This window comes from Arthrobacter sp. Soil761, assembly GCF_001428325.1.
Classification (GTDB): Bacteria; Actinomycetota; Actinomycetes; order Actinomycetales; family Micrococcaceae; genus Arthrobacter.
This window is the reverse complement of sequence record NZ_LMSF01000023.1, coordinates 388,144-400,511: the sequence shown is the minus strand read 5'-3', so window position 1 is coordinate 400,511 and position 12,368 is coordinate 388,144. Positions and strand designations below refer to the sequence as shown.

At 66.0% G+C, this 12,368-nt stretch carries 9 protein-coding genes and 1 tRNA gene; 4 read left to right on the top strand and 6 right to left on the bottom strand.

All coding sequences use genetic code 11. The features are described 5' to 3' along the window. The first annotated feature begins 57 nt into the window (after positions 1-57). Positions 58-1,521, top strand: a complete 1,464-nt coding sequence (locus ASG79_RS13970) for an amino acid permease (RefSeq protein WP_026265879.1) — start codon at positions 58-60, stop codon at positions 1,519-1,521. Positions 1,522-1,825: 304 nt separating this feature from the next. Further along, positions 1,826-5,332 carry a bifunctional proline dehydrogenase/L-glutamate gamma-semialdehyde dehydrogenase gene (locus ASG79_RS13965; protein WP_056391944.1) on the top strand — a complete coding sequence of 1,169 codons (3,507 nt, stop codon included), beginning with the start codon at positions 1,826-1,828 and terminating at the stop codon, positions 5,330-5,332. 140 nt (positions 5,333-5,472) lie between these two features. On the opposite strand, the gene ASG79_RS13960 is transcribed toward ASG79_RS13965, so the two are convergent. After that, entirely contained in the window at positions 5,473-5,787 is a 315-nt protein-coding gene (locus tag ASG79_RS13960; RefSeq protein WP_018769960.1) for a hypothetical protein, read from the bottom strand. A 168-nt stretch (positions 5,788-5,955) separates the two neighbouring features. Continuing rightward, positions 5,956-6,810, bottom strand: a complete 855-nt coding sequence (locus ASG79_RS13955; RefSeq protein ID WP_018769961.1) for a LysR substrate-binding domain-containing protein — start codon at positions 6,808-6,810, stop codon at positions 5,956-5,958. 140 nt (positions 6,811-6,950) lie between these two features. Here ASG79_RS13955 and ASG79_RS13950 point away from each other — a divergent pair, with 140 nt between their 5' ends. Continuing rightward, complete coding sequence (locus tag ASG79_RS13950; protein ID WP_056391942.1) at positions 6,951-8,330, top strand: MFS transporter; 1,380 nt, start codon at positions 6,951-6,953, stop codon at positions 8,328-8,330. Here the strand turns inward: ASG79_RS13950 and ASG79_RS13945 are convergent. The 3 genes from ASG79_RS13945 to ASG79_RS13940 form a co-directional block, all read right to left on the bottom strand. After that, positions 8,327-9,508, bottom strand: a complete 1,182-nt coding sequence (locus ASG79_RS13945; RefSeq protein WP_056391939.1) for a N(5)-(carboxyethyl)ornithine synthase — start codon at positions 9,506-9,508, stop codon at positions 8,327-8,329. The genes ASG79_RS13950 and ASG79_RS13945 overlap by 4 nt on opposite strands. Then, on the bottom strand, positions 9,505-9,645 hold the full coding sequence (locus tag ASG79_RS23860; RefSeq protein ID WP_018769964.1) for a hypothetical protein: 141 nt from the start codon (positions 9,643-9,645) through the stop codon (positions 9,505-9,507). Before ASG79_RS23860 ends, ASG79_RS13945 begins: the two co-directional genes overlap by 4 nt. A gap of 104 nt (positions 9,646-9,749) precedes the next feature. Beyond that, positions 9,750-9,820 (bottom strand) — tRNA-Gly (locus tag ASG79_RS13940). Positions 9,821-10,059: 239 nt separating this feature from the next. Between ASG79_RS13940 and ASG79_RS13935 the strand changes: the two genes are divergently transcribed. After that, complete coding sequence (locus ASG79_RS13935; protein ID WP_056391937.1) at positions 10,060-10,521, top strand: SRPBCC family protein; 462 nt, start codon at positions 10,060-10,062, stop codon at positions 10,519-10,521. A 21-nt stretch (positions 10,522-10,542) separates the two neighbouring features. Here the strand turns inward: ASG79_RS13935 and ASG79_RS13930 are convergent, their stop codons facing one another. After that, the gene (locus tag ASG79_RS13930) at positions 10,543-12,273 is read right to left on the bottom strand and encodes a CAP domain-containing protein (RefSeq protein WP_082581761.1); all 1,731 of its coding nucleotides are present in this window, start codon (positions 12,271-12,273) and stop codon (positions 10,543-10,545) included. Positions 12,274-12,368 lie beyond the last annotated feature (95 nt).

The following is a 12,368-nucleotide window of genomic DNA, read 5'->3' as shown; positions in this document are numbered from 1 at the left end:
CACAGCCAGTTTCCTTGGCGTGCCGCGGCGGGGTCGCACCCCAAGCAGGAGTTCCTGATGAGCAGTAAAGATATGAGCCAATCGATCATGCGGCGCAAGCCAATTGATGACATCGAAGAAGAAAACAAGCACAGCGGACTGTTCAAGTCCCTTGGCCTGTGGCAGCTCACCGCCATCGGCGTTGGCGGAATCATCGGCGTCGGCATCTTTTCCCTCGCGGGACTGGTGGCCGCCGGCAGCGAAGGAACACCCGGGGTGGGGCCCGCGGTACTGATTTCCTTCCTGATCGCAGGCCTGGCCTCAGCGGCCGCAGCCCTGTCCTACGCGGAGTTCGCGGGCATGATCCCGCGCGCCGGCTCCGCCTACACCTATGGCTACGTAGCGCTCGGCGAGGTGATCGGCTGGTTCATCGGCTGGGACCTGCTGCTGGAATACATTGCCATTGTGGCGGTGGTGGCCATCGGCATCTCCGGCTACCTTGACGCCTTCCTCGCCGGCATCGGCATCCATTTGCCCACCTGGATGACCTCCACCGCAGACGAGGGCAAGGGCGGCATCGTCAACATTCCCGCCATCCTGGTCTGCCTGCTGGTGACCTGGATCCTCTCCCGCGGCACCAAGGCGTTCGGCCGGTTCGAACTCGTGGCCGTGGCCATCAAGGTCATCCTGATCCTCTTCATCATCGGGCTGGGCATCTTCTACATCGACACCAACAACTACAACCCGTTCATGCCCAGCGGCTTCGGTCCCGTGGTGGCAGGCTCCGCCACAGTCTTCTTCGCCGTGTTCGGCTACGACGCCATGAGCACCGCGGCAGAGGAAGCCAAGGACGGCAAGAAGCACATGCCCAAGGCCATCGTGCTTTCGCTCATCATCGCCATGCTGCTTTACGTTGCCGCCACCCTGGTCCTCACCGGCATGCAGAACTACAAGGACATCGACCCCAAGGCGGGCTTCGCCTCGGCCTTCACCTCCGTGGGGCTCCCGGTCATCGCCACCATCATCTCTGTGTTCGCCGTGCTGTCCATCCTCACCGTGATGCTGACGTTCCTCCTGGGCGTTACCCGCGTCTGGTTCTCCATGAGCCGCGACGGCCTGCTCCCCGGCTGGTTCTCCAAGACCGACCGCCACGGCACCCCGCAGCGCGTCACCTGGATCGGCGGCATCGCGTCCGCTTTCCTTGCCGGCGTGTTCCCCATCAAGGCGGTCGCTGACCTGACCAACATCGGCATCCTGGCCGCGTTCGTCGTCGTCTGCCTGTCCGTGATCATCTTCCGCTACAAGCGCCCCGACGCCCCACGCACGTTCCGCCTGCCGCTGATGCCCCTGGTTCCGGCCTTCGGCGTCCTTGCCTCGGCCTTCCTGATGCTGCAGCTGCACTGGGAGACCTGGCTGCGGTTCGTGGTGTGGCTGATCATCGGCCTGGCCATCTACTTCGGCTACGGCCGCAAGCACTCGCTGATGAACCCCAACAGCCCGCGCCATGAGGAGCTCGTGGAGCTGCACCGCCCCCTCGCCTAGCCCACCTCCGGGACGCCCGCTCACATCCGGCGGGTTTTCCGGGAACCCCCGCTCACTTATGGGCGTCCCGCAGCGAACCCCCGCTCACCCAGTGAGCGGGGGTTCGCTGTTTGTTGCCGGAAGTGAGCGGGCGTTGAGGTTTCGGGCGTCAAAGGTGAGCGGGCGTGCGGGGGCGGAACCAGGGCGGCAAATCATCGGTTTTCCTAACCTGTATTGGTTGGAAAAGATCGCTTTATCTTATGTGAGCAGAAGCTCATACTGGTGGAAAGACCTTCTCCCACGGCAAGAAAGATCGGGAAAAATCATGACCCACGTTGCAATGGAACCAGCAACTTCAGCCGGTACCGCACCGCAGACCGTCGACGTCGACGTCCCCCAGGCAAAGGCCCTCGCCAATGAGTCAGTCGCCTTGGTCCGCCGCTGGCTCACCGAGGCCTCCAAGGTCCCCGTGGACGCCTCCGCCGAGCAGCTGGCCGGCGTGCTGAAGGACCCCAACGGCCTGGACTTCACCGTGGGCTTCGTGGACGGCGTGGTCCGTCCCGAGGACCTGAACGTGGCGGCCCGCAACCTGGCCAAGCTCGCCCCCAAGGTCCCGGCCTTCCTGCCCTGGTACATGCGCAGCGCCGTGGCCCTCGGCGGCACCATGGCCCCCGTCATGCCGCAGGTGGTCATCCCCATCGCCCGCAGGGTGCTCCGTGAAATGGTGGGCCACCTGATCGTTGACGCCACCGACGCCAAGCTGGGCCCGGCCATCGCCAAGATCCGCAAGGACGGCATCAAGCTCAACGTCAACCTCCTCGGCGAGGCAGTCCTGGGGGAGCACGAGGCGTCCCGCCGGCTCGAGGGCACGCACACGCTGCTGGCCCGTCCCGACGTCGACTACGTTTCCATCAAGGTCTCCTCCACCGTGGCCCCGCACTCTGCCTGGGCGTTCGATGAAGCCGTGGAACACGTCGTCGAAAAGCTCACCCCGCTCTTCCAGCGCGCAAACTCCTTCGCCGGTGCGGGGAAGAAGGCCAAGTTCATCAACCTGGACATGGAGGAGTACAAGGACCTGGACATGACCATCGCGGTCTTCACCAGGATCCTGGACAAGCCCGAGTTCAAGTACCTCGAAGCCGGCATCGTGCTCCAGGCCTACCTCCCGGACGCACTCTCCGCCATGATCCGCCTGCAGGACTGGGCCGCCGAGCGCCGCGCCAAGGGCGGCGCGGGCATCAAGGTCCGCGTGGTCAAGGGTGCCAACCTGCCCATGGAGCAGGTGGAGGCCTCCCTGCATGACTGGCCGCTGGCCACCTGGGGCACCAAGCAGGACTCGGACACGAGCTACAAGCGGGTCATCAACTACGCGCTGCACCCGGACCGGATCCAGAACATCCGGATCGGCGTGGCCGGCCACAACCTGTTCGACATCGCCTTCGCCTGGCTCCTGGCCAAGCAGCGCGGCGTGGAGTCCGGCATCGAGTTCGAGATGCTGCTGGGCATGGCGCAGGGCCAGGCAGAGGCCGTCAAGAAGGACGTGGGCTCCCTGCTGCTCTACACCCCCGTGGTGCACCCCTCCGAGTTTGACGTCGCCATCGCCTACCTGATCCGCCGCCTGGAAGAAGGCGCCAGCCAGGAAAACTTCATGTCCGCCGTCTTCGAACTCAGCGAGAACGAAGGCCTCTTCGAGCGCGAAAAGCAGCGCTTCCTGTCCTCGCTCGACGCCCTGGACAACAGCGTGCCGCTGCCCAACCGGCGCCAGGACCGCAACCTTCCGCCGGAGCCCATGCCGCACGCCGGTTTCAAGAACACCCCGGACACCGATCCCGCGCTGCCGGCCAACCGCACTTGGGGCCGCGCCATCCTGGAACGCGTCCCAGCCTCCACCCTGGGCAACGGGTCGGTCAAGGCCGCGTTCATCAACGACGAAGCAACCCTCAACACGGCCATCTCCAACGCCGTGGAAAAGGGCAAGGCCTGGGGTGAACTCTCCGGCAACGAACGCGCCGAGATCCTGCACCGGGCCGGAGAGATCCTGGAAGCCCGCCGGGCCGACCTCCTGGAGGTCATGGCCAGCGAGACCGGCAAGACGATCGACCAGGGCGACCCCGAAGTCAGCGAAGCCGTGGACTTCGCCCACTACTACGCCGAGTCCGCGCGGAAGCTGGACACCGTCGACGGCGCCACGTTCGTCCCAGCCAAGCTCACCGTTGTCACGCCGCCCTGGAACTTCCCGGTCGCCATCCCCGCAGGGTCCACCCTCGCGGCACTCGCCGCCGGCTCCGCCGTCGTCATCAAGCCTGCCAAGCAGGCCGCACGCAGCGGCGCCGTGATGATCGAAGCCCTGTGGGAAGCCGGCGTGCCCAAGGGCGTGCTGACCATGGTGCAGCTGGGGGAGCGGGAACTGGGCCGGCAGCTGATCAGCCACCCGTCCGTGGACCGCGTGATCCTCACCGGCGGCTACGAAACCGCCGAGCTGTTCCGTTCCTTCCGCAAGGACTTGCCGCTGCTTGCTGAAACGAGCGGCAAGAATGCCATCATCGTCACGCCCAGCGCGGACCTGGACCTGGCGGCCAAGGATGTGGCCTACTCCGCGTTCGGCCATGCCGGCCAGAAGTGCTCCGCGGCCTCGCTGGTGATCCTTGTGGGCTCGGTTGCCAAGTCCAAGCGCTTCCACAACCAGCTGATTGACGCCGTGACGTCCCTGAAGGTGGGCTACCCGCAGGACCCCACCAGCCAGATGGGCCCCATCATCGAGCCCGCCAACGGCAAACTCCTCAACGCCCTGACCACCCTGGGCGACGGCGAGAACTGGGCCGTGGAACCGCGGAAGCTGGATGACACCGGGCGGCTGTGGAGCCCCGGCGTGCGGTACGGCGTCAAGCGCGGCTCCTACTTCCACCTGACCGAGTTCTTCGGCCCGGTCCTGGGTGTGATGACCGCTGACACGCTGGAAGAGGCCATCGCCATCCAGAACCAGATCGAGTACGGCCTCACCGCAGGCCTGCACTCGCTGAACTCCGAGGAGCTGGGCATCTGGCTGGACACCATCCAGGCCGGCAACCTCTATGTGAACCGCGGCATCACCGGCGCGATCGTGCAGCGCCAGCCGTTCGGCGGCTGGAAGAAGTCCGCCGTCGGCGCCGGAACCAAGGCCGGCGGCCCCAACTACCTGGCCGGGCTCGGCGATTGGGCGCCGGGTACGGCCTCGGCGAATGCCGCTGTCACCCACCCCGGCGTGCGGCGCATCGTCAACGCCGCCGGCCCCGCCCTGCAGCCCGCCGAGCTCGAGTCCGTCCAGCGCGCCCTGGCCTCCGACGCCGAAGCGTGGGCCGAGGAGTTCGGCACCGCCAAGGACGTCTCCGGACTCAGCGCCGAGCGCAACATCTTCCGCTACCGGAGCCTGCCGGTCACTGTCCGGCTCTCCGAAGGCGCTCCGCTGGCGCACCTCGTCCGGACTGTGGCGGCCGGCGTGCAGGCGGGTTCGGCAGTCACCGTGTCCACCGCCGTCGAACTTCCCGCCCAGCTGCGCTCCGTGCTCACCGCCCTTGATATCGACGTAGTGGTGGAGTCCGACGCCGGCTGGCTGGCTTCGGCGGCAGGCCTCGCCTCCGCGGGCAAACTGTCTGGTGCGCGCATCCGCCTGATCGGCGGCGACGCTTCCGCGCTCGCCGATGCGACCGGCGGCCGGCCGGACGTGGCCATCTATGCCCACGCCGTCACAGAGGCCGGGCGCGTGGAACTGCTTCCGTTCCTGCACGAGCAGGCCGTCAGCATCACGGCACACCGGTTCGGCACCCCGAACCACCTGTCGGACGCGCTGATCTGAGCCATTGAGGCTCTGATCCCTTGAAACCCGCGCGCCGGAGCCAGGCGCAAGGAATGGCCGGGCAGCCACCGAACGGTGGCTGCCCGGCCGTGTCTCTTTAGGGCCGTGTCTCTTTAGAGCAGTGTGTTTAGCCGGTCTCGCTAGCCCAGATACCAGCCCGGTGGTGTCCAGGTGGCCGGGACGCTGTGGGCCGAGAATTCCTCGCAGCGGGTGCAGGTGTACGCCACTTCGCCAAGAGTGGCTACGGTTCCGTCACGCCGGTAGGTGGGCGGAATGTACGATTCGAGGTAGACGAACTCGTCCGTACGGCATTTGTCGCAAGTGGGTTTTCCCACGTAGCCGGAGTCCACGGAGGCGTGTCCGGTTCCGAGGGTGTTCTGGCGGGTGGACGGCCGTGCGGTGTTGTACGGGCGCGCGTGCGCTGAACCGAGATGGATGTTCCTGGCTGTCGTCATTGGCTGCCTGTCCCAAGCGCGGCTTTCCGGCATGCGGATGCGCGCTTGTTTTAGTGAACCGGCCTGCTGCTTGACCTTGGTAATTGAGCATAGGGGATGGCACCTCCCCTATCAATGGACACGGGCCCCCTAACTCCCCTAAATGCAGGAATTTGTGCCGGTAGGGAGTTAAGTTTGGCGGTTAATGGTCCTTCCGACGATCGATTGGGTGAGGGCGTCGATCACCTCGGCGTTGGCCAACGGGTTGCGGATCAGCGTGAAATCCACATCCCCCACCGCCGGAAGATCGAACCGGCGCGTGATGATTTTCAGGTCCTCAGGCACCAGCGACGTCGGCATCACGGCCACGCCGATGCCGGCCCGGACTGCCGCAAGCACGCCGCTGATCTGGCGGGTGGTGCAGGTAATCCGCCAGGTCCTGCCATGGGCTTCCAGCGCATCGATGGCCAGCTTTCGGCTGAGGCTCGGGGAAGGGTAGGCGATCAAGGGCACGGGCGTCCCAGGCTCCAGCACCGTCTGCTCCAGCCCCACCCAGGAGAAGGAATCGTGCTGGACCACGGTGCCGTCCTTTGCGCCGGCAACCCATTTCACGAACACCAGGTCCAGCTGTCCGGCGTTGAGCTTCCGGTACAGCTGGTCGCTTTGCCCAACGGTCAGTTCCAGGTTGATCTGCGGGTAGATCTGCCGGAATTCACGCAGGATCCGGGGCAGCCCGGTGATGGCGAGGTCGTCCGCGGTGCCGAACCTCAGGCGGCCGCGCATTGCCGAGCCGGAGAAGTAGCGCGCGGCGGCGTCGTGCGCGGACAGGATGTTGCGGGCAAAACCCGCCATGGCGTCGCCGTTGTCCGTGAGCCTGACGTCCCGGGTATCCCGGGCAATCAGGCTGCGTTTGGCGGCCGCTTCAAGTTTTCGGATGTGCTGGCTGATGGTGGGCTGGGCCAGGCCCAGGCGCTCGGCGGCCTTGGTGAAACTCAGGGTGTCCGCCACCGCGAGGAAGGAACGCAGCTGGGCTGGTTCAAACATTGTGGGTTCCCGGGCCTTCCACTCTGGATGGGTTATTGCGTTTCGCAATACGAGTTATAGGGACCATACGCCTCCATAATCTGCTCCGCCAGCCTAGCGTTAAAGACATCCCAGACCGCCCGCAATTTGAGGACACTCCTGTGGCACCCCCACCGCCTTCGTCGGCCTCCGTCTCCCAACCAGTCATCGACGCCGCGGGCACACCGCCGCCGGACAACCAGACCCAGCCGCTCGCCGTCGTCGCCGAAAAGCTCCCCTGGAAGCACACCTTCATCTCGTTGAAAGTGCCCAACTTCCGGATCTTCGCCGTGGGCCACTTCATCGCCGTCATTGCCATCTGGATGCAGCGCATCGCCCAGGACTGGCTGGTGCTGCAGCTCTCGGGATCGGTGACGGCCGTCGGATTCACGGTGGCCCTGCAGTTCATGCCCTCCCTGCTGCTTGGCCCGTGGGGCGGCATGATCGCCGACCGGTTCGCCAAGCGGAAAATCCTCATCCTGTGCCAGGCTGTGGCCGCCATCCTGGCTGCATCACTGGCCCTGCTGGCCCTCACCGGCGTCATCATGGTCTGGCATGTCTATGTCATCGCCTGCGTCCTGGGCCTGGTGACCGTCCTTGACCAGCCCGCACGGCAGGTGTTCGTCAATGAACTCGTCGGCCCCAAGTATCTGCGGAACGCCATCAGCGTCAACTCCACCACCTTCCAGCTGGGCGGGCTGATCGGCCCTGCGATCGCGGGCCTGCTCCTGACGGCAGTAGGGGCGGGCTGGGCGTTCGCGGCGAACGCCCTGGCCTGCTGCTCAACGGTGACCATGCTCCTGCTCCTGCGCAAGGACCAGCTGTACGTCAGCGCCCCGACGCCCAAGAGCAAGGGCATGCTCCGGGAAGGGCTGCGCTACGCCCTGAGCAAGCCCACCATCTACTGGCCATGGCTCATGGCAGGGTTCATCTCGGTCTTCGCCATGAGCCTGCCGGTGCTGCTTGCCGCCTACGCGGACCACATCTTCCAGGTGGGCGCCGGCGGGTACGGACTCCTCAACGCCCTGGTGGCACTGGGTGCCCTGTCCGGCGCCGTGGCGTCCACCCGCCGTCGGCAGCTCCGCCTGCGGTCCGTGGTGTTCTGCGCGGGGATGTATGGCCTGATGCTCTGCCTCGCAACCCTCGCCCCGTCCATGGTGTGGTTCGGGGCCGTGATGGTCCTGTCCGGGTTCTGGTGCCTGATGTTCCTTACCGGCTCAAACCAGCTGGTGCAGGTCAGTTCCAACATGGCCATCCGCGGCCGCGTGATGAGCCTGTACATCATGGTGCTGATCGGGGGCCAGGCGCTGGGCGGCCCCATGCTGGGCTGGATCGCCGAACATGCCGATCCCCACGTTGCCCTGCTGGTAGCCGGCGGTGTTCCCGCGCTGGCGGCCATGACGGTGGCGGTGGTCCTGGCGCGCAAGGGTGGATTGAAGCTCCGGATGGACCTGAAAGGCGGCCACCCGGTGAGGATCGTCAGCCGCCACGCAGGTGCCTAGGACTGCGCCAGCCGGTCCGCCATGTGAAGAACCTGGTGCGGATACTCCGGGGAGCGCTCCTGGAACTGGAGCACGGCTTCATTGCGGATGACCCCGTCACGGATCTCGATGGCCCGCGCGATGGTGTCATTGCCTTCCCAGGCGTCAGGACCGGCCATCACGGTTTCGAGGAACGGCTGCAGGGCCTGGCTGATCTCCCAGCTGGAGGAGTTCCAGAGGTAGGAGGGGCTGTGGTCCACCGCGTAGTAGTTGATGTGGTCCCCGACCGTAAACATCGGATCGGCAAACGTGGTGGAGCGGGCCCAGCTGAATCCCATGCCCTCATCACAGGAGACATCGATGATGAGGCTGCCCGGGCGGAATCCCGCCAGGTCCTCTGGCCGCAGGTACGTCAGCGGGTTGTTGGGGTCCTGCAGCGTGCAGTTGACCACGATGTCGCTTTCGGCGAGGAACGGGGCCAGCGGAACCCGGCCCCGCTCGGTGATGACCTGGCTCAGGAAGGGGGCCTCGGCGTCGTGGTCAAACTGCACGATGTTCACCGAATGGATAGGGGCACCCACCGCAGCCACACCGCGGTTGGTGAGCACCTGGACGTCGTGGACGCCGTGTGCGTTCAGTGCCGTCACAGCCCCGCGGGCGGTGGCGCCGAAACCGATCACCATGGCACTGAGGCGGCGCCCGTAGTCCCCGGTGGAACCGGTCAGGGCCAGCGCGTGCAGGACCGAACAGTAGCCGGCAAGTTCGTTGTTCTTGTGGAACACGTGCAGGCCGAACCCGCCGTCGCTGGCCCAGTGGTTCATCGCCTCAAAGGCGATGAGGGTGAGCTTCTTGTCAATGGCGAGTTGGGTGATTGCACGGTCCTGGACGCAGTGCGGCCACCCCCAGAGGACCTGCCCATCGCGCATGTCGGCAAGGTCTTCCGGCTGGGGTTTGGGCAGGAGCACGACGTCGGCCGCGGCCAGTAGCTCTTCCCTGTCCGCCATTCTTCCCACCAAGGTGGAGAGGTGGCTGTCCGGAACACCGAAGCGCTCGCCGTAGCCCTGTTCCAGGATGATGCGTCCGCGGAGTTCGGGGTCGATCCGCTCAAAATGCAGGGGATGGATGGGAACCCGGCGCTCGTCCGGTTTCCGCGTAGTGGCCAGGACGCCCAGGCTCAGCTGGGCCTGTTGGCCTGTCACTTCTTCTTAGCGGCCTTGCTGGATGTGATGTCCAGGGAGCTGGCCGGCGCAGCGGCGGCCTTCTTGTCTGCGCGCTTTTCCTTGAGGGACTTGCCGGACTTTTTTGATGCCGTTTGACGCGGGGACTTGTCAGCCATGATTGCTCCTGTAGCGGAACCGAAAAGGTTCCTGACTACCGACCCTACACCCCTGTACCTAATACGCGCCGGGGGTTGCAAAGCTGTGGGAAGAGGGAAAACAGAGCGGCTGACGGGAATCGAACCCGCGTATCAAGCTTGGGAAGCTAGCGCTCTACCATTGAGCTACAGCCGCATGCCGCCACTCGCGCGGGGCAGAACTTAGCTTAGCGCAGATCTGCGGGCTCCCCGCCAACCCCGAAGCTGCGCGGCTTTCGTGTCCTGAACGCGGGACGTCATCCAGTAACTCTTCAATAACGTCGGCGCTGTCGGCTGGGTCTGGGCGCCGGGCGCTGGCTAACCTGATCCGGGTAGCGGCCGCGTTGGGGGAGGCAGCTATTGCGGCAGCCCACGTCAACCACAGGAACTATCTTCATGGCAATCGCAGAGTACGAGGTCCTCATAGAACGCGACGCCATGGCCGTCTACCAGTACCTCCTCGACGCCACCAATCTTCCCTCCTGGCGCAACGATGTCCGCAGCGTGAAGCTCGTGCAGGGGCCGGCCGAGGCTGCGGGGGCTGTCTACCGGAAAATGGTGGCGGGCCGTTCGGGCCTGAGCATTCCCGCGGACCTGGAAATCACCAACGTGCGCCCCGGCGCAGAAATCCAGTTCCACGTTGTGTCCGGGCCGGCAACCCGCTGGGGCGGCTATTACCTGAGCACCGAAGACGCGGGAACCCGGGTCCGGTTCGCCATGGAAGCCAAACGCGAGGGGCGCCTCGGTTTCTTCAGCAGGTTCGGCTTCCTGGACGGTATGCTGCAGCGCCGTGTCAGCGCGGATGTGGCCCAACTGGACCGGCTGAAGCACGTGCTGGAGCTCCAACCGGCCATCTGAGCCCATGCCGGCAGTCCCGGCCTACTGGGCCAGCCGCTGCCCGGTCCAGGGTCCGGCAAGGTTCGACGGCGAGGCAAGGCTTCCCGCGGTCAGGTCCCAGTACTGCACGGTGTCGTTGGCGCGGCGGAGCGCCACGCCCGTGGAGTTCAGCCCAGTGACGTTGCGCAGCGCCCGGATTCCCGTAACGTCCGTCCAGCCGGTGGCCACGGTGGGCCGCGTCTCTGCACGTAGTGCGGTGGTGCCCCACCCGCGGTAGAGCTGCACGCTGCCGTCCGCTTTCAGCGCCAGCACGTCCTGGAAGCCATCGGCGTCATAGTCCACCATCGAAAGCCGGGAAGCGTAAACACCGGTGGCAACGGTGGCCCGCTCCGCGATGTCGCCGGTGCCCTTGTTGGCGTAGAGGAACAGGTTCCCGGCCCCGTCCAGGGCCAGGATCTGGGGCATCCGGTTGTTGGCGCACCAGCCGCCCACGGCCAGGGTCAGCGTGTTCCAGCCGCCCTTACCGAGAGTGATGGCGGCCTGGAACCCACCCCCGGCGATGCCCCGGTGCAGTGTGAGGTCGCCGCCGGTCCACTGGGTGAGGACGTCATATGTGCCGTCACGGTCCCAGTCCGTGACAAAGACTTCCTTCGCTCCGCTGAACCCTGCGCCGATCACCCTGGCCGGAGCATAGGTGCGGGGTCCGGTGGATGCCCTGTCCAGCAGCTGCCCTGCGGAGTCGACGGACACGATGTCGGCCGGGCCTGTGATCGCGGCGGCGGCGAGATTAAGCGTGGGCGGCATGTGCTTGGCGGGTGCATCGCACAGGCTAGGCGCCGGCGGCGGGAAAGCGTCCCCTGATCCCCGGCCGCCCGGGGAATCCAGGGTCCCCGCCGGCAGCGTGGTGTAGCCGAAGAAGTTCACCACGCCCCAGATCTGGTAGGTGGAGTTGGTGTAGGAAATGCCGGCACCCATCACGTTGAACCGTGGATCGAGGAGCATGGCGTTGTGGCCCGGCGACCCCTTCCACCATTCCACCAGCTGGGCGGCGTCGCGGTCGGTACGGATGGCGATCACCTCGCCGGCGCCGTTGTTGGGGCTGAGGGCGCGGGGATCGGTCCAGAAACTTGCCCGGTGCTCGATCACGTCACGGCCGGCGATGCTGTCCGACCATTCCTGCGACATGCCCGCCACCGTGGGGTGGTACTTGACCTTGTTCAGGCCGTTGGCCACCCGGTATTCGTTGATCCTGGTGAACACGGTGAGGATGGCTGCAGCATTCGAGTCCGGGACCAGTGCCTCCGTGGAGGGAAGCGCGGTGCCGGACTCAGGGGTGGCCAGCCGGGTGGCCGGCGGCGAAGCCAGTTCCTGGTCCGGCGCCCACAACGGAGGGACGGACACCGTCTGGGGTGCGGGCTCCGCCGGAACGGCAGTTGGTGATGCCACCGGTGACGTTTCCGTGGAGGGCACAAGCGCAGTAGTTGCAGGAGCGGCTGTCACGGGCGCGGACGCTGCAGTTGGCGTGGCTGTGGCCGCCGGCAGGGGCGAGGCCACCCGGATGTCCGGGTCCACGGCAGGGGTGAGGCGTCCTTCGGAACCGTCACCATCGACGGATGTTCCGCCCCGAACCACGGGAGCCGCCAGCGAGATGCCAGCCGAATCCGCCTGGCTGAACGGCAGCGGCGCGGGAGGCGCTGCTGCCGACGAGGAGACCAGTGCCCAAGCACAGAGCACGCCAATGAAAGAGGGTGCCACCAATTTATTCACAAACATCCCCAGCCCTGTTACGCCATCCGGGAGACCATTCCGGCGGCTTTCATTCGCAACATTAGCCCCACGAGGCCACAGCAACAACGGGAAAGTGCGGC